A 19891-nucleotide genomic window follows, 5' to 3' on the forward strand; every position below is an offset into this window, starting at 1 on the left:
GTTTGTTGCTAACTTTCCGTTCAGAGACTTCCAACTAATTCGGGTTTGCCAGTTTGCAGGGCGCCAACAAACTCTTGCAACTGCGATCGCAGTATTTGTTCTGTTTCTTCTTCAAGTTGTACGCTTGTTTCGTCATAACTTTGGATCTGCGTGTCTAAAACATAGGCACCAGCCAAGATATGACTAGCGCCCAGCTCGGATAACACTGGTTTGAGGGCGTAGTTAATTGCTAATAAGTGACCCAGCGTACCTCCGGTGGCGATGGGGAGAATAACTTTACCAGCTAAACTCTTCTGCGGTAGCAAATCTAAGTAAGCTTTGAGTACGCCTGTGTAAGCTGCTTTGTAAACAGGCGTAGCGATGATTATGCCCTTGGCTTCTACTACTAAATCATTGACTGCTTTTAAGTCTGGGCTCGCGAATTGTCCGTAAATTAATACCTCTGGCGGGAGATCGCGGACGTTGATAGATGCCGTACTCAGTCCCTCTTTCTCGACAGCGCGGCGGGCGTATTCCAGCACCGCAAAAGACCGGGATGGATGAGACGGGCTACCTGCGATCGCAACAACATTAGCCATTTAATAGTCCTCCTGTTTTTGACTCATTTAAAAATGAACGATTTACGGAATCGCTCATAAATACGGTAAGTTTGTAGGTTTACCGTATATTATAGATAGTAAGCTAGCACGGTCAATTTTAAAAAGCAAGTAAGTTGAGATGTAAATTTTGATAACTCTTATACAAATTTTGTGCGATCGCGAATCTCGGCCCAAAGCAACTGTCCGGTTATTTCCCCCCAATACAGCAGACTCTCACCGGACTCAAAAACAGAAACCGGTTCGCCACCGGATGCGAATTCACCCAGAAGTAAGGGAAGGAGAGTTACCCCTGAGGGTCGCTATAACAAGCAGAACCTTTACAGGAAGAGGGTTTGCTTGTTCTTAACAATTTTTTATCAAAGTTCCCCAATTTTCGGAAAAAATTCTCTTGCTTTTTGTAGATACCTATGCAATACTTTTGTTTAATAATCGTAAAATACCATAACTTGACTGACTTACAGTAGATTAAAGTTAGAGATGCTAATCTGCTCTTCACCCGAATCGGTGAGCAGCAGGGTAATTAACACTTGCTTAACAGCAACTTTTGCAAGCGAAATAAAGTTAACACTTAACTTTTCACTGTGAATTGTTATGAGCCTGTGCGATAAATTGTGAGATATATGGAGGTTTTTTAGAATGGAATCAGCACTCTCAGGAATCCGCTTAGAATTAGTAAAACTCCAGAAGTCATTTGGAAACATTGAAATTTTGCGGGATATCAACCTCGAAATAAATCCCGGAGAATTTGTAGCAATTGTGGGTCGCAGTGGATGTGGCAAAAGTACCTTGCTGCGCTTAATCGCCGGACTAGAAACTCCCAGTCAAGGCACGGTCTTTCTAGACGGAAAGCCGTCTAAACAACTTAACTCCAAAGTGAGAATGATGTTTCAGGATGCACGGCTACTACCTTGGCAAAAAGTGCTGGCTAACGTGCAATTAGGGCTACTAAATGCTAAAGAAAGCACTCGCTATAAAGCGATGCAAGTCCTTCACGCTGTAGGGCTTGGCGATCGCGCCAGCGATTGGCCCGCTGTACTCTCCGGCGGTCAGAAGCAAAGAGTTTCTTTAGCAAGAGCCCTCGCCTGCGAACCGCACTTGCTGCTGCTTGATGAACCCCTCGGCGCCTTAGATGCTTTGACCCGTATTGAGATGCAGCAATTGTTAGAAAATTTGTGGCAAGAAAAAGGATTTACCGCGCTACTGATCACTCACGACGTAGAAGAAGCAGTCGTGCTAGCTGACAGAGTTATTTTAATAGAAAATGGTCAAATTGCAATGAACTGTGATATTGATATCCCACGACCGAGGCAGAGAGGAAATGCTGTATTTGCTGCGAAAGTAGAGACCATTTTGCACCGCGTTATGGAGCGAAAAGAAAGTAGTAAAGATGCCGAAAAGTTTGCAATAACGGCGTTTCGGTAAACGGTGCTTGGCATAAATTATCTCAATAGCAAGTTGTCTGGCTCAGTCGGACTTATTATGCTAAATTATCAGGAGAATGCCCACTAATCAACGCTCTGATTTCACAAAAGTTAAAGTTTTTCAAGTTGAATTTACAGCGCTTAAACAATTTTAATCCGAATAGATTCGTCTAATTATTAAATTTATAAAATTTACAAAATTAAAATATTGTCAACCACCCTAGTTGAGAGACAGGACAAAAGTTGATTGGCATCCTTAACTTGTACAGAAAGTGAAATAGAATAGGGAAAAACAATTAAAATAAGAACTTGTCCCCAAGCCAAGCGGGTGAAACTATTGCAGATAACTATCTATAGCATCCTAAATCATTTGTAAATTTCTTACTCCCTCCCCGAACTCGCGGGGAGGGTTGGGGTGGGGTTAAAAATTTACGACTCCTGCAAGAATTGCTATATAGCAATCCTAAATCATTTGTGAATTTCTTACTCCCTCCCCAAGGCATCGGGGAGGGCTGGGGTGGGGTTAAAAATTTACGACTCCTGCAAGGATTGCTATATACCTATAAAACGGAATATACAAATTGCTTTCTAACCATCTAATTGAACACCTTAAACATCCCGCTCTTTCTATGTCATCGATCAGGTGTTGATGCCCGCCGCTGTGACAGTTGCGTAAGTCCTGTAACCGAAAGTCGGTGAAGTTTCAGGTAGTCTTTCGTGACAGACTCCTACACCAACACAAGCTGTCACCATTGGTGTAGGCATCTTTGCAGCCCGATCAATGGTCTACAAAATTTCCTTCGCGGTACTGTCCTCCATAGTTCCTACTATAGAAAGATTCCCACCGGGCGCGTTTTATACTGGGAAAAATGTCCAATCCCAGTCTTTTCAGGTTGAGCGCTGCGTTAATATCACGATCGACCATCAAAGAATTTTGCTCATCCCAATACTCTCGAATACCACAATCGGTGAAAATAATTTCATTCCGATAGCCCAGAACCATTGAGGTATAAGCAGGTTTTTGCGGAATGACGACTGATCCAGCTTTTTCGGCTATGTATTCCAGCGTCTTGAAAAATTGACCGAATGCAGCATGTAGCCAAGACTTGTTTAGTCCGGATTTGGCTGATTGACCGTTTGAAAGGTAAGTTCCATCATCATCTTGCTTGACTTTATTTCGTTTAGTCAAACCTTTCAAATTCAACTCTTCATAAAAAAATAATTGAGCTCCCGTTTTCACCAATTTGTGAGCCGTCTTATAGTGAAAATATTGGCTAAAACAAACTATATTTTGGTGTTGTTTTGCTTCTTTTTTAGCTAAGTTACGTCGAGTTAGAACCTCGTTTCCGTTTATTTCGTTTTTTTGAAATACGGTCTAACTTAGCTTGATTTTTGCGAAGCGGTTTTAACGAGGGTAATTTCTCGCCTAACGACGTTGCCAAATAGACATCTTCGTGGAGCACTGCATCCAAACCGATTGAGTTGTCCCAATTAGGGCTAACTTTGTCAGGTGTGAACTCGGGAACAGAAGAGTCTTCAAACATTAATTGAATAAACCAACCATCAACCTTTCTGGTTACACTAGCTTGCTTGATGGTAATATCAAATCCGTTAGCATCGGAATAGTAAATTCGAGTTGACTGTTGACGGTTGACTGTTGACGCCGTGAACAGTCAACCGTCAACAGTCAACAGTCAACATCATTCCGGTGTAACCGGAAATGATATAAATCCATCGGGAACCCTCGCGGTGCATCTGAACTTTTATGACCCCTAATTTCGGCAATCGAATATAAATCCAATTCTTGCGAACCAATTTCATCCAATCATTATTAGCCGGAGAAAAAGTCATCGTTCGGTAATCTGCTTCAGTTTTGAATCGGGGTCTGCCCGACTTTCCATCCTTACTGTCCCCTACAATAAACCGAGCAAAGGCTTTATCTACTCCTTAGATACATCTTGCAGGATAGTTAAATCTACCTGTTTAAAGTTCAAGAGATCGCCACGAGGAAAAAATTTTACCAAGTCTTTCTTAATGATAGGCAATTATTGTTTTTGCGAGTAGTAGTTGGGCTTTTCCCTGGGTGCAGAGATACTGGCTATCAATGGACAAGCATTCACAGTAGTGCTCCATCTCCCACCAATCAAATCGAGAGCCCAACTGCCGATTATACCAATAACGGCAAATTCTTAACCAGTGGTTAAGGGATAGTTTCTGATTGGTTTCGGGATAAAATTGATCCTGGTATTTTGTCTTCATTGCGTTACGACGTTTACGCATTTATTTAGCAAAAATGTTCCAGAAAATGCTATTCCGTGTCAAGCAATTAAAAAATTAGATCGAACAACAAGATTGGCCTATTGAATAAAAATACTTGTTGTGCTTTGATGTCGTCATCCACCTGTTCATTCCTCAAAACTATACTTTTGAGGTCATAAACAGGTGGAATCAGGAGTCTAACGCGCGTTTCATCCCACACTAACCTTCGATCGTTATAGTGTGGGGTTTCCCGTCTGGCTAGCTAAACACTCAAGAGAGGGGTAAACCGCCACACTCGGCGTTCATCAACACCGAAAGCTTGCAGCTCATTTTTCTCACCGCATTTCCCTCATCGCCACAGACAGCGGATAATACTTCCGCTACCTCACTCACCTGCATTTATTGGGATACCGGTGCAGGGATCGCTGTATGGCGGTCAGGAAATGAACGAGCTAATTTTATATTCAATCCCATGTTGAATAAAGTCGCGGATGCTGTATTCTACGTCCGCGATCGAGAGTTCGACTACCGCAAAATACAACCTGCAGAGGCAAGTGCCGGCTGGTGAGCGATCGCAAATTCCGAAGGCGGTCAGTTTAGTGTACCCTTGCGACTAATGTAGAAAGAGGTGTGTTGATACGATCGCCCCTCTCAATCTTGAGTTTTGAGAGATTTTAATTAGTTGAGAAATATTTGGACTGCTTTTTTCAAACAACTGTTCTTGAGAGAGATGAAGATATGGACTTAAATCCCAAGTCTGGAAAGCACCGATGGCGAGGGCGACTAATAAAAGCTGGAGGGGGTATTCTCCTAATCTTCGGCACAGGTTTAAGCGTTTTTACCTGGAAAGTCTTCTCGCCACCTTCTGTTGAGCGGCAACCACTTCCGAAAACTTTGGTTTCTCTAGAGTCACCACAAGGACAACAGCTACTGAACCAGAGCAAGAGCAAACAGGATTTTCAACCGCTTAGCACCCACATTGAAACCCAAAAGCGTCCAGCCTTTTGTGGTGTGGCTAGTAGTGTAATGGTTCTGAATGCAATCGGCACCAAAAGACAGGGATATCGCCCCCTAACCCAAGACAGCTTTTTTGACGGTCAAACCCAGAGCATCCGTTCCCCATATGCCGTTACTTTTTCGGGGATGACTCTTGATGAATTAGCTGCCTTGCTGAGAAGTCACAACGTCAAAGTTGAAGTCTACTATGCGTCGGAGACAACACTTAACCAATTTCGTGCCCAAGCTAAAGCCAACCTTGCTCGTTCAGGCGACTATATAATCGTGAACTACCAACGCTCTGTTTTGGGTCAAAGTAAAAGTGGGCATATTTCTCCCCTCGCTGCCTATCACGAGCAAAGCGATCGATTTCTGATTGAAGACGTAGCCAGTTATAAATATCCGCCTGTATGGGCTTCTACTGAGAATCTTTGGAAAGCGATGAATACTACTGATTCAATTTCTCAAAAGACACGCGGCTATCTTGTTGTGCGTCAGTGAAAGAAGACTTATAGCCTTTCGAGCGAAAGATGAGGTACTATCCGGCATAGGCCTCCGTGGGCATAGGCCTCCGTGGGCATAGGCCTCCGTGGGCATATCTCACCACGCGATCGAACCGCTATTGTCGCCCTATTCGCCGGGTTTTCCCCCAATTAAAAATTTCGGCTCACCACTTAAAAATATTCTCCGTTCTATCAAGACGACTAATTATCAAGAGTTAGCAAAAGCCCTAGAGTTTGCATTTAATGAAGTTGCAGAGCGAAAATATTTGGAATTGGTTAGAGGAACTGCTGTTATTGTACCTCATCTTTATGATAAAGGCTATATAATAGGCAATTCATAAAATGCTAGCAACCCCATAAGGGTTACGCTCCAAAAATTAAGCATAAATGCCTAATAATCTATGTCAAGGGTATGGGTTTTCGAGCGATAGAGAGAGTCAAAAATGTTCATCATGTAGTGTGCCGGAGGAAGTCCTGTTTAAATTTTGTGACAACGCTGCCAGTCTCCATCCACCAAGAAAACTACCTTTGGGAAATATTGAAATTTGTAACATTAACTACAAAGACGATCGCGCCCGATGTAGGTTTTTTATCAAAAAAAATTATCACAAAATTGGGTTTAAAACCCCGGTTTTCTAGGACTAATTTTTCCAAGGTTACGTAATGTAACGTATTTCTTGACGTTGGAACTAAATTAAAACTACACTAAAAGTAGATTTTAAAGGTTGAGTACGCCGCTGCAAAGTAAGGAAAAATCGTAATTAAAGTCAATAACAAAATAGACATATAGTTTTGGAATTGGTACGCGGGAATTCTCGCGAAACCTAGTGTTCTATGCGCTTAAATATCCAAAAGAGATCGCTATGCTCAAAAAGCAAATGCGGGGAGGTAAGGAAATCCCATTTATGGGAATATTAAGACCGAAATGTCTTAATGTTCCTCACCTCTTTAAGCCTAAAAATATTAATTAATGTTAGCGAATCGCCTTCAGCTTTGCTCGGTATCAGGATAAATTGCGCTCCGTTCACCCCCGCGAGAATCCCTAATGAACAACCGCGAACCCATCTCGAATCCCACTGCTTCATCAACCCGCCAGGGAAATAGTAAAGATTCTGAACCTGAGAAAAGCTACTTTTCTCCTCCTCCAGCCGTATCCTTGCCCAAAGGGGGTGGGGCGATTAAAGGAATGGGCGAGAAGTTTGCCGCCAATCCGGTGACAGGCACTGGCTCGATGTCAGTCCCGATCGCCACCAGTCCCGGTCGCTCTGGGTTTAGCCCGCAACTTTCCGCGGCCTACGACTCTGGGGCTGGCAATGGGATGTTCGGGTTGGGCTGGAATCTGTCGGTGCCTTCGATTACGCGGAAGACAGACAAGGGTTTGCCTCGCTACTGGGACTTTGAGGAGTCCGATGTTTTAATTCTTTCGGGTGCAGAAGATTTGGTGCCGGTGCTTAAATCAGATGGCACGGTTGATGAAACGCTGCGGGATGGATACTATATTCGCAAATATCGCCCTCGAATTGAGGGATTGTTTGCCCGAATCGAACGCTGGACAAAGGTGGATTCGGGAGAGATGCACTGGCGATCGACTTCTAAAGACAATATTACGACCCTGTACGGCAAGACTGCTGAGAGCCAGATTGCCAGTCCCGACAATCCAACCCGTGTATTTAGCTGGCTAATTTGCGAAAGCTATGACGATAAGGGTAATGCGATTCGTTATGAGTACAAAGCGGAAAATTCTGATGGGGTTATTACAGCACAGACACATGAGCGCAATCGAACCCCGGAGAGCCGATCGGTTAATCGCTACCTGAAGCGGATTAAATATGGAAACCGAACGCCCCGACAACCGGGTGAAAATCTGAGCCTGCGAACAGATTGGATGTTTGAGGCGGTGTTTGACTATGGGGAACACAACCAGACGAATCCCAAACCGAATGACTCAGGGGTGTGGACTGTTCGCAACGACCCATTTTCTTCCTACCGGGCTGGCTTTGAAGTTCGTACCTATCGTCTCTGTCAGCGGGTGCTGATGTTCCATCATTTCCCAGAAGAGGAAGGGGTGGGACTCGATTGCTTGGTGCGATCGACAGATTTCGCCTATTCTTACGAACAAAACCCAACCGATGTTCGCAATCCTATTTATTCGTTGTTGTTCTCGGTGACGCAGACGGGATATCAGCGCGATTCACGAGGGGGCTATCATTCAAAATCTCTGCCACCGCTGGAGTTTACTTACAGCGAACCCCGCATTGATGAGACGGTGCGTGAGGTCGATGCTGCGAGTCTAGAAAATTTGCCCCAAGGGTTAGATGGCACGCGCTACCAGTGGGTGGATCTGGATGGGGAAGGGTTATCGGGAATTTTGACGGAACAGGGCAATGGGTGGTTTTATAAGCGCAATCTCAGCCCGATTAACACGGTTCATAACAATGGCCCAAAGCATATTGAGGCACGTTTTTCCTCAGTTGAACTGGTTGCCAGCAAGCCTGCCAGCGGCTTAGCGAATGGCGCTCAGTTCCTCGATTTGGCGGGGGACGGTCAGCTTGATGTGGTAACGCTGCGGGGGGCAGTACCGGGTTTCTACGAACGCACTCAGGATGAAGGCTGGAAGTCGTTTGTTGCTTTTAAGTCGTTGCCTGTAATCGACTGGGATAGCCCGAACCTAAAGTTTATCGACTTGGATGGCGACGGACACAGCGACATTCTAATTACTGAAGACAATTGTTTTGTGTGGCATCCATCCCTAGCAGAAGACGGATTCGGACCTGCGGAGTGGGTGAGTCAGCCTTGGGATGAAGAGAAGGGGCCGCGTGTGGTGTTTGCTGACAGTATGCAGTCTATTCATCTGGCGGATATGTCAGGGGATGGGCTGACGGATATTGTGCGGATTCGTAACGGAGAGGTTTGTTACTGGGCGAATCTGGGGTATGGGCGATTTGGGGCAAAGGTGACGATGGACAATGCGCCCTGGTTTGATGTGCCAGATTTGTTCAATCAGCGACGGATTTTGTTGGCGGATATTGATGGGTCTGGAACGACGGATATTCTGTACCTGAGCTCTGAGGGGGTGCAGGTCTATTTCAATCAGTCGGGGAACAGTTGGGCAGCAAGGCGAGTTTTGAGGCGTTTTCCTGCGATCGACAGTATTGCTTCGGTAACGACGATCGACCTGTTGGGCAACGGAACCGTTTGTTTGGTGTGGTCTTCGCCCTTGCTGGGAAATACGACCCGCGTGATGCGGTATATCGACCTGATGGGCGGACAAAAGCCGCATCTGCTGGTTAAAACGGTGAACAATCTGGGTGCAGAAACGGTTGTGCAGTATGCACCTTCTACTAAGTTCTATCTACAAGACAAGTTGGCGGGGCAGCCCTGGATTACAAAGTTGCCCTTTCCGGTGCACGTGGTGGAACGGGTGGAAACCTACGATCGCATCAGCCGCAATCGCTTTGTCACGCGATCGGCCTATCACCACGGCTACTTCGATGGGGTAGAGCGAGAATTTCGCGGCTTTGGCATGGTGGAGCAGTGGGATACTGAGGAGATTGGGACGATTGGGCCTGGAGAAGTCTCATCCGACAGTTCCAATCTGGATGCGGCTTCGTTTGTGCCACCTGTGCATACTAAAACTTGGTTTCACAATGGGGCATATCTCGATCGGGACAGGATTTCGCACCTGTTTATTCACGAGTATTATCAGGGGGATGCCCTGGCGGCGCTATTACCGGATGCGGTGCTGCCTGATGGCCTAACGTTGGAGGAAGAACGGGAAGCCTGTCGATCGCTCAAAGGGTCGATTCTGCGGCAGGAAATCTACGCTGATGACGGGACAGATAAGAGCCAGCATCCCTACAGTGTTTCAGAGCAGAATTATACGATCGAGCTCGTGCAGCTAAAGAGCGCAAATCGTCACGCTGTCTTTTTCGTGCATCCACGCGAGACGATCGATTACCACTACGAACGCAATCCAGTCGATCCGCGTGTCGGTCATCAGGTTGTTTTGCAGGTTGATGAGTATGGCAATGTTTTGAAGGCTGTGGCGATCGGATATGGACGGCGGCAGCCTTTGTTATCCAATCCTGACGATCGGATTAAACTCACATCTTCCACCATTCTCAAGAACAGGCAAGATGCCTGTTTCACAAAGAGTGAATTTTCTTGTGGAACAGGCATCTTGCCTGTTCATAAAAAGCTTATTGAGAATGGTGCAACATCTCAGATCAAACAAACTCAAACGCTGATTACTTACACGGAAAATCGCGTTACCAATCCAGTCCTGGAAGACGATGCCTATCGCACACCGCTGCCCTATGAAATCTGCACTTACGAGCTAACGGGGCATGGGTATAGCGAGAGCGATTTTTCAAAGGAAAGGATAGGTCAACGCCCTGCCTTAATCAATCTTTTGAATACTGTTCAAACGGCTGCATTACTGGAATACCAGATGCAACCGGATGGCAGTTTGCAAAAGCGCTTGATTGAGCGGGTACGGACGCTTTATCGCAAAAACGACCTTTCGGATGCTCTGCCGCTGGGTGTGCTGGAATCGCTGGCATTGCCCTACGAAAGCTACAAGCTGGCATTTACACCCGATTTGTTAGCACAGGTGTATGGCGATCGCGTCACTGAGGAAATGCTGGCTGAAGGCGGCTATCTCCACAGCGAGGGCGATTCTAACTGGTGGATTCCGTCTGGGCGGGTTTTTCATCATCCAGAACTAGGTGCAAGTTCTGCCCAGGAGTTGGCTTTTGCCCGGGCACATTTTTTCCTGCCCCATCGGTTTGAAGACCCGTTCAACAATATCACCACTGTTGAATATGACGGCTATGACTTGATGGTGACAAAAACTCGTGATGCGATCGGCAATGAAGTCAAAGCCGAGCATGACTACCGCGTAATGCAGCCCAGAATGGCGATCGACCCCAACCAGAATCGCGCTCAAGTAGCGTTTGACGTTCTGGGAATGGTGGCGGGTGCGGCTGTCTTGGGCAAGGTTGAGGCGGGTGAGTCAGAAAGCGGTGATTCGTTGCAGGAGTTTATCGCAGATTTGAGTGATGAACAAGTGCAATGGTTTCTGCAACAGCCAAGGGCAACAGCAAAGCAGCTTTTGGGTAATGCTACAACTCGCACTATTTACGATTTACATCGCTTCCAGAATTCGGGTCAACCAGTCTTTGCAGCGACTATTGCCCGCGAACAACACGTCAATTCAGCCAATGGAATGGAGTCGCCTGTTCAGGTAACGTTTAGTTATTCCGATGGCTTTGGGCGAGAAGTGCAGATAAAGGTACAGGCGGAACCGGGAAATGCACCGCAACGGGAATCGAATGCAGAGAATCCCGATCGACCAGGCAAGTTGATTCTGGAAACGGGCAAGCCGAAACTGGCACCGACGAATCCCCGTTGGGTGGGGAATGGGCGCACGGTTTATAACAACAAGGGCAAGCCAGTTAAACAATACGAACCTTTCTTTAGTTCGACCCATCTGTATGAAGCTGAGCCAGAAATGGTGATGGCTGGGGTGACTCCGATTTTGTTCTACGATCCGGCGGAACGGGTGGTGGCGACACTGCATCCGAATCATACGTTTGAAAAGGTGGTGTTCGATCCGTGGCAGCAAACTACCTGGGATGTGAACGATACGGTGTTGATTGCGGATCCGAAGACGGATGCGGATGTCGGCAGTTTCTTTGAGCGATTACCGCAAACAGATTATCTACCAACCTGGTATGACCTCCGCATTGACCCGGCAAAGGCTCTAGAAGAATGGCCTGATGTCGATCGGGTAGGACGCGCCCATCCTGAGAATGCTCACATTCGCTCTGCCGAAGCATCAGCAGCGAGGAAAGCAGCGAAGCACGCTGGAACGCCAACCATTGCTCACCTGGATTCGCTGGGGCGCACGTTTCTGACTATTGCTGATAACGGGGATGCAGGTAACTATGAAACTCGCGTTGAACTGGATATTGAGGGCAATCAGCGATCGGCGATCGATGCGCGTGGGCGCACCGTCATGACCTATGACTATGACTTGCTGGGTGGGCAGATTCATCAAGCGAGTATGGAAGCGGGCGATCGCTGGATGTTGAACAATGTAGCGGGTAAGCCCATCCGTATGTGGGATAGCCGCAACCATTTTCTCCGCAACACCTATGATGCCTTGCAGCGTCCGACGCAATTATTTGTCAAAACAGGCAGCGATCCAGAAATCCTGGCGGAAAAAACAATTTATGGGGAAGGGCAAGGTGACGCTCAAAACCATCGGGGCAAAATTTATCAGCATTTTGATAGTGCGGGGGTTGCCACGAATGGATCATTTGACTTTAAGGGCAATTTAGTCAGCAGCACGCGCCAACTGGTGCAAGATTACAAAACCATTGCTGAGGGGTCGAGCAATCCTGCTTTAGAAATGGAAGTTTTTAGTAGCAGTAGTCGCTATGATGCCCTGAATCGCCCGATTCAGTTAGTCGCGCCCCACAGCAACCAACCGAATACGAAACTCAATGTGATCCGTCCTGGTTATAATGAGGCGAATTTATTGGAGCGGATGGATGTTTGGCTGGGGGAAGCAACGGAGCCAACGGCGTTACTGATGCCGCAGTCGGCGAATTTCCATGGGGTGACGAATATTGACCGTGACGCGAAGGGACAGCGCACCCTGATTGAATACGGGAATAGGGCAAAAACCGAATATACCTATGATGAGAAAACCTTCCGGTTGATTCATCTGAAGACCACACGGGGCGGGGCAGTCTTGCAGGATTTGTTCTATACCTACGACCCAGTGGGCAATATTACCCGCATTCGAGATGATGCCCAGCAGACGATCTTTTTCAAGGGTCAGGTGGTACTACCCCACTGTGACTATATCTACGATCCGATATACCGTCTGATTGAGGCAATTGGGCGTGAGCATATCGGGCAGGCTGGGCAGCCAGAAACCAATTGGGATGATGAGTTCCGCGTCAATCTGCCTCACCCCAATGATGGGCAGGCGATCCGGAACTATACAGAGCAGTATGTCTATGACGCGGTGGGTAATTTTGAGAAGTTAATCCATCAGGCGGCGAATGGGAATTGGACTCGTGCCTATGCTTACAAAGAAGCGAGTTTGATTGAACCCGGCAAGCAGAGCAATCGCTTGAGTAGTACGACGGTGGGGGCAAGGACTGAACCCTACAGCTACGATGCCCACGGCAATATGACGAGTATGCCCCATCTGACGTTGATGCAGTGGGATTACAAGGATGAGTTGAGTGCGACTGCGCGGCAGGCGGTGAATGATACGTTGCCTCCTGATAAAGTACCGGAGACGACTTTCTATGTCTATGATGCTAGCGGTCAGCGCGTTCGTAAGGTTACTGAATGGCAAAACGGGGCGCGCAAGAACGAGCGCATTTATCTGGGTGGGTTTGAGATTTATCGCGAATTTGAAAGCAATGGGAATGATATCAAGCTAGAGCGCGAGACGCTGCACGTTATGGATAATCAGCAGCGAATTGCGTTGGTGGAGATTAAGACTATTACCAATCCAGGTGATGAATCTCCAACACAACTTATTCGGTTTCAGTTTGGCACCCATCTTGGTTCGGCTAGTCTGGAATTGGATGATAAAGCTAATGTCATTTCCTATGAAGAATATTACCCCTATGGCAGCACGTCATATCAATCTGTGAATAAAAACATCAAAGCGGCTGCCAAGCGGTATCGATATACAGGTAAGGAACGAGATGAAGAAAATGGGCTTTATTACTTTGGAGCGAGATACTACGCATCGTGGATATGTCAATGGGTAGCATGTGATCCTAAACCTTTGTCCAAGAAAAAGCCAAAATTTGATCCTCCCAGTCTTTCACATTCTGATGAGAACCATCAAAATAAGCATGCTAATATAACTGACACTGCGAAGAGTTTAAATATTCCTGATATAACAGACTCACCAGATAATACAACCAGTAGGAATAATTTGCTGCCAGCCCTTTATGGATTCGTCGATGACAATCCCATCTGTAAAATTGACCCAGACGGGCGAGATTTTTGGGAGTGGAAAACGGTAAAAGAAATATGGGCTGGTATTCGGAATCCCCGCGCTGCAATGAAGACCAAAACATTTATTATTGATGACAAAGTAGAAACTGAAGAGCCAACACTTAACACCTTGGCAGTACGTTTTTCAACCAAACTAGGTCTGACCGAAAATGATGAACGTGAGGGGTCTCAGGTGAATGCTTTTCGCCATACGCTTTGGCAGGCACTATTGACTAAACACTTCGGTCAAGCAACTGCCAAAGAATTCGCGGATGCTCATGAAAAGAACCCTGATGCCATTTCCAATGAAGACGCTTCTACAAAGGAGTTTGACACCTTAAATGCAGCCGACCAATCCATCGATCTTCGCAACAATATCATTGGTAGAGAAATCGGTGAAAAAAACAGTAGGGTTATTGGGGGACCCCACCAGCTTGCTGAGGCATTGCTTAAGCAATATCACGAGAAAGGACTTTGGGTTGCTGAACTCCAATCCAACAATAAATACAAAGCGGTTTTGAGGAAGCTTTCGGATGCGGAATTTGCAGCAGCATCAAAGAAGTTGTCCGATCTTGACGATCTTGGCTTGACTCCCTCTGAGGCTAAAAAGAGGCAAGATGTGCTAGACAATCGGTTGAGCGAACAGGCAAAACGAAAAGGAATGGAAATTACCGGTAAACTCGAATGGAATATTAGAAAACTGTACGGAGTTCCCTAAAAAGACAAAATAAAGGCTAATTACATCAGGATTTAAAGGATTAGAGGATGAACAAAAGTGGGCGATCGCCCACTTTTGTAGAGTTCCTTCTCGATAAACATCACCCACCTAATTTTAAAAAAGGAGCAACTGAGAAGAAAACAAAAAATCCATTCATCAGCAAAGCGATCGCGTAAAACCCGACACAAAAACACATCTGACTCATAAAAACATTCACTTACCGCTAGATTTAGCCCCCAAAAAAGGAGAACCCAATGCCATCCGTACTCGTTATTCGCTTACACCCAGTAGAACCCATCTCCGGAGAGGATTTTACGGATTACCTGAATGGTCTAACCATCACGGCTTTTGAAATATCATTCAATAACCAAGCAGGCTCTCAGATTGGTCAGGCACAATATTTACCACCCAACAATCCAGCAACCCGAATTGTTCAACACTTTGATGGAGGAACCGCAAAAGCGATCGCCACTGCCGTCATCGAAATTCCCGAGCCTCCGGCAGGTGGCGAGTATCGAACTGCCGATGTGCGCCTCGTCATCACTCGTAACGGCAACGAAATTGCACACAAACCAATTTACTACAACGTACCTGTTGTTCTTGGTACCATCCCAGTAGATCCAAATGAGTTCCCACAGCTAGAACCCATCAGCTTACATCTGGCATTACCATCCTCAGCGCAACCTAGCCCAACCGTCGTCTTGCCAGAGGATGGTACAGCCCCTAACTTCGACACTCTGCGAACAGCCGTAGAAGCCGTGTTGAGTGCAGAACCCCCCGACAGCCCAACAGAATCTATTGCTACTTTGACCGCTGCCCAGTGTCGCCACATTGCCTACGAAATCATCTGGGATCGCATGGCGTACCCGCTTCCAAAACCCAAAAGCCCATTGGAAGAAATCTACACCGGACCGCTAGATGCTGATAGTGATGAAGAGCGCGATCGCCGCACCTTTGAAGGCGACCTACTAAGCTACTACACCAAACACAATACCGAAGCCGAGCGCCTGAAAACCTTCATCTTCTCACTCTCAGCAGCCATTTGGTGCGAAGAAAAAACCATTAATGCAACCCAAGCCGGATTCTACTTCCCGGTATTTCCGAACCCTCCGAAGGGAGAAGCAAAAGTCATCTTGAAGGCTTCAGGAACAGCATTAGACCCAGTTTTTAAGGTTCCGGCAGATTATTTTTATGCCCTCACCGCCATTCTGCCATCACAGATCAACCGGGAAGATCGTTTTAAGATGGTGGCACTAGATGCTGAAGCACAGATTGTAACCAACATTGAGCAAGCTCTTGATGACCAGGTACTGACCGAACCAGCCGGAATCAACCGTTACCAGGCAGCACGGCGCTTGCGTGCTCTAGGTTCCGCAGAAGAGATTGGTACTCCAGAGTTCGTAGTTAGCCCAGGAACTCCAGTACATGGGCTAGTGAACAATTGGTTAGCGTTTCCTGAAGCAGATATCAATGCGTTTTGGTCAGCATTATCATTACCGTCAACTGACATCACTGGACATCTAGATTTAATCCTTTGCGCCATTACAAAAGAACATCCGCCATTAGCACCATTAACCGCTGCAATCAAAAATCCTCCTGTCACTATTCCTCCTGTTCCTAGCTTTGGTGCCGGTGTTACTAACGTGGACGAGTTGGCAGCCAAGAACAAGGGAAATTGGGAGGCTTTGCTAAACCCAACTCCAGCACTACTCCCGGAATTTACCAAACCCGGCACAACAGAAGAACGAACTCAATCCTTCATTCGCCACCTGCGTAAGTTCTTTGATGTTACCAATGTATTCAATCCTCCTCCTGTCCCAACGATCGATGAAACTCTCCAGCTAAGTCGTTCACCGGGCAATCCATTAGACCAATTGTTGGCTAATTATCCAGGTGGGTTCTCGTTCAGTGGATGGGATCCAGACCAATTGGAAATCGCCGTGAACAACATTTTTCCCGGTGATCCAACCAGTGTTCTAAAAGTAAAACAGCAATTCATCGAGTGGTTAACCTGCATTCAGAGTGTCGTTAATCTAACTAATGGGATTAGCCCGATCGCAATCCAATTCTCAGTCATAGAAGCCCTTTGGGCACGAGGCTTTACAAATGTAGACGTGATTGGCAAGTTTTCTAACGCAGCAGACTTCAAAGAAGCACTCGTTGGCTCAGTTGCCTACGATTATGCCGGTATCATCTGGGGAAAGCCTGATGTATCCGTACCCGAGTCACCACCTAGATCGGTTGGATTCAAACCCATCAATCCAGACGGCTCGTTAATCAATTGCATCCCACCCGCTCACCTATCTCCACTAGGTCCCATTGCTTACTTGCATGATTTGTTGCAGGTATCTTCAGAATCTACCTGCAAAAACCCGCTACCTAAAGATGTCAATCAAAATCAAATCTTAGCTGTTATTCTGGCAGACCACCGGAAATCATGGGATACCCTATTGGCAAGCAAAGCCAATCTAGAAGTGCCACTGCCCTTGATTGATATCGTGAATGAATCGCTGGAGTACATGGTTGCCCATGATGCGACCTATGGCGTAATTTATAACACAGCAAGTGACATGGTAGGCGGTCATGAATTAACTTCAACAACCACTCCCACAGGTGCCTTCCAACATGACCCAGAGAAACTATTCGAGGCATTACCCGAACACTCCACCCCTATCGTACCCACTGATGAACAAACTGCTTACGACAAATTAAAGAACGATTTCTCCTCCTGCTTGCTCCCCTATTCGCAGCCGTTAGATGTCTCGCGCACTTATCTAGAACAGTTAGGCACAAGTCGCTTTGCTACCATGCGCCGCTTCCGCGAAAAGATTACCGAATTTGTCCTAGACCCCAACAATGAAACTGCTGAATTTCAGAGCCATTTGTGGCGCTATCCGGTTCGGATCGAAACTGCGATCGAGTACCTCAAGATTACGCCAGAAGAATACACAGTACTATTCCAAGACAACATTACGATCGCCCCGCTAAGAGGGCGCGGAAGTCGGGCTGCTGCAGGAAAGATTCAGTTGTACACAGTATACGGTTTTGCTTCGCACGGCTCCACAGACAAAACATTGTGGACTAATGTTGTCGTGCACGTATCTGAGTTTTTAGAACGAACTTGTTTAACTTATTGCGAATTCATTGAATTAGGGAAATCTGAGTTTGTCAAATTCGGTTTAAAAAATAACCCACAAGGATTTCCCGATTGTGAACCGTGCTGTTTAGATAAGTATATCATTGACTTTCCAGACCCTAAAGACACTGAAGAAGCTCTCAAACGGCTGGCAATTTTTATCCGCCTATGGCGCAAATTACAGGCAGTGCCGAACGCCGGATATACATTTACAGAACTAACCGACATCTGTAACGTGCTTGAACTGTTTGATGCTGCAAACAACGTCAACCCAGATTTTATCCGGCAGTTGGTCGCTTTTCAGATGTTCCGGGATGATTTCCAACTGAGGCTTACTGATGGTACGCCGCCTGTTGCAAATGCGACTGGTGCTGAGCGTCTCCACTTACTAGCATTTTGGGTTTCAGGGGCAACGAAGTGGAACTGGGCAATAGAACATTTGCTTTACCAAATCCAACAATATTCTATTCATACTTATCATTGTCGTTGCCGGGAACCAGAGTTTATCAAATTGCTGATGGACAACCTGAATTCGCTGTCAGCATTAGCAGGTTTTGACCCCAACAACCCTACTGATACCTGGCACGCCCTCCCAACCCACACGCTTCGTTTTGGCGAAATCTTGGCAAAAATCTATGCCTCCGAATTTGGTGTTGGTGAATTGCTGTTCCTGTTTACTAATGATGAACATTTGCAAGGCGATGACCCCTTCCCCTTGCAACCCGCTAACGAAGCCAAAGATTCCCCTCTAAGCTTGCCAGATGATGATGAACAGAATTCGCTGTGGATGTTGCGTCAAAAACTGATGGCGGTTGTAGTGAGAACTGAATCTGCCCAACAGTGGACTTGGACGCGCATGGAAACCACTCTGCGAGACGAGTTTGGCTTTTCACCACTACCCGGTAGCAATCATTGGCTTTCACTGGGGCAACATTTCTTCCCATCGGTATTGATAGATAGCGGTATTGCAGTCAGCACTGCACAGCGACAATACCGAGTCTCCCTGCCACAGCCAACTCCTATTTTGATGTGGAATACACCCCCCGCTGGTCCTTTCCAATATGATTTGACGGCAGAGGAATTGCGGACACAAATTCCCCTCACTGATGAAGCCGTGTTAGCTAAAATCAGCCGTATTCGGCAACTGACAATAGACGAACAAAATGCTGTGCGCGATCTCTACTTTTTACCGCGTGTAGATATAGCACATTTTGCTTTTATCTTTAATAACTTTGGTGAAGCAGAAGAACAACTGATTCAGGAACCAAATGAAGCTAAACGCTGGGCATGGTTCCAGCAAGAGTTCGATCGCTTTTACCAGCGCTGTCAGATTATCGCCGAACATTTGGCCGCTCATACAGTGGATGCCACCAGTAGTCCCAATCCAGAGGGTACAGATATCGCAAAACTGTTACTAAAAAACCTCTGGGCTGACGAGAATTTGGCAACCGCGCCTTGGGAAAATGACAACGGTGAAACGCCTGCCGTTACTTGGCAACCGCAACCCAATGGCGGGGCATTTGCTGCGCTGTTAGGGCTAACCGGAACGGGAATGTTGGCGGAATACTTCGATTCTTCTCAAACCTTACGCTGGCGCGAATTACGCGGCGGTGTGGATGCTTTCGGCATGGAAGAAAACGCCTGGAATGCGCCGATTCCAACTATCCTGCCGTCAATGAGCTCCACCTTCTCACCAGAGCAAATACGCTTTGCGGCTATTCGTAATGGTTTTGCTATGGCAAATACCAGCGGTGCAGCGTTAGGCGGGGCGGAACCATTCACCCTTCACTGGAAGGGGTTGTTGCTGATTGAACACGAAGGTCAATATGGGTTTAGTGCCGGGGCGCCCTCTTTGGTGGGTGAAGTAGCTGATTTTGAGAAAGTCGATCGATCGCATCGTTGGCGTGTGACATTAAAGCGGGGTCAAAAAACCTGGGTGTTGCTCGCCCATGATTGGCCTAGCGAAGAAGCACCAGCCAATTGCTCAAAACCCATTGCATTGAAAAAGGGCTTTTACGAGCTAAAGATTGAACTGGAACGCAAACCTTTGTTCTTCGATGGTCCGGAAGATGTTTGTCCGCAAACTACGGGTTTTCAGCTTAAGTACAACGGTCCGGATGCTGGCATGGACTGGTTGGCGATACCGTATGACCAAAATTTTGGGTACAAGCCCCGTCATTTTATGACGGCTTTCTCTTGACACATTCTGGAATACTATGTTAAGA

General features: G+C 46.6%; 10 protein-coding genes and 1 pseudogene. 7 read left to right on the plus strand and 4 right to left on the minus strand.

Annotated elements, in window-relative coordinates:
- Positions 1-20: 20 nt before the first annotated feature.
- Positions 21-578 (minus strand): NADPH-dependent FMN reductase, encoded by a 558-nt coding sequence (gene ssuE / locus QUB61_RS24025; protein WP_333132577.1) that lies wholly within the window; start codon positions 576-578, stop codon positions 21-23.
- 657 nt (positions 579-1235) lie between these two features.
- Here ssuE and QUB61_RS24030 point away from each other — a divergent pair.
- Entirely contained in the window at positions 1236-2021 is a 786-nt protein-coding gene (locus QUB61_RS24030; RefSeq protein ID WP_333132576.1) for an ATP-binding cassette domain-containing protein, read from the plus strand.
- Between the two features lie 638 nt (positions 2022-2659).
- Here QUB61_RS24030 and QUB61_RS24035 read toward each other — a convergent pair.
- The 3 genes from QUB61_RS24035 to QUB61_RS24045 all read right to left on the minus strand — a co-directional run bounded on the left by QUB61_RS24035 (position 2660) and on the right by QUB61_RS24045 (position 4300).
- Positions 2660-2785 carry a hypothetical protein gene (locus tag QUB61_RS24035; protein WP_333132575.1) on the minus strand — a complete coding sequence of 42 codons (126 nt, stop codon included), beginning with the start codon at positions 2783-2785 and terminating at the stop codon, positions 2660-2662.
- Between the two features lie 13 nt (positions 2786-2798).
- The gene (locus QUB61_RS24040) at positions 2799-3260 is read right to left on the minus strand and encodes a zinc ribbon domain-containing protein (protein ID WP_333190138.1); all 462 of its coding nucleotides are present in this window, start codon (positions 3258-3260) and stop codon (positions 2799-2801) included.
- Between the two features lie 791 nt (positions 3261-4051).
- Positions 4052-4300: a helix-turn-helix domain-containing protein gene (locus QUB61_RS24045; protein ID WP_333190141.1), complete on the minus strand. Its 249-nt coding sequence runs from the start codon at positions 4298-4300 to the stop codon at positions 4052-4054.
- 298 nt (positions 4301-4598) lie between these two features.
- On the opposite strand from QUB61_RS24045, the gene QUB61_RS24050 reads away from it, so the two are divergent.
- The 6 genes and pseudogenes from QUB61_RS24050 (at position 4599) to QUB61_RS24075 (ending at position 19866) form a co-directional block, all read left to right on the plus strand.
- A complete protein-coding gene (locus tag QUB61_RS24050; protein ID WP_333132572.1) occupies positions 4599-4847 on the plus strand; it encodes a hypothetical protein in 249 nt (82 codons plus the stop codon).
- A gap of 170 nt (positions 4848-5017) precedes the next feature.
- Entirely contained in the window at positions 5018-5776 is a 759-nt protein-coding gene (locus tag QUB61_RS24055) for a phytochelatin synthase family protein (RefSeq protein WP_333132571.1), read from the plus strand.
- Positions 5777-5864: 88 nt separating this feature from the next.
- Positions 5865-6119 (plus strand): hypothetical protein, encoded by a 255-nt coding sequence (locus tag QUB61_RS24060; RefSeq protein ID WP_333132570.1) that lies wholly within the window; start codon positions 5865-5867, stop codon positions 6117-6119.
- Between the two features lie 8 nt (positions 6120-6127).
- Positions 6128-6232 (plus strand): annotated as a pseudogene (locus tag QUB61_RS24065) (IS1 family transposase); the annotation flags it as partial.
- Positions 6233-6823: 591 nt separating this feature from the next.
- Positions 6824-14530 (plus strand): SpvB/TcaC N-terminal domain-containing protein, encoded by a 7707-nt coding sequence (locus QUB61_RS24070; RefSeq protein ID WP_333132569.1) that lies wholly within the window; start codon positions 6824-6826, stop codon positions 14528-14530.
- A gap of 254 nt (positions 14531-14784) precedes the next feature.
- Positions 14785-19866 (plus strand): hypothetical protein, encoded by a 5082-nt coding sequence (locus tag QUB61_RS24075; RefSeq protein WP_333132568.1) that lies wholly within the window; start codon positions 14785-14787, stop codon positions 19864-19866.
- Positions 19867-19891: the final 25 nt, after the last annotated feature.

This window comes from Microcoleus sp. C2D2 (assembly GCF_036702495.1).
Taxonomy (GTDB): Bacteria; Cyanobacteriota; Cyanobacteriia; order Cyanobacteriales; family Microcoleaceae; genus Microcoleus.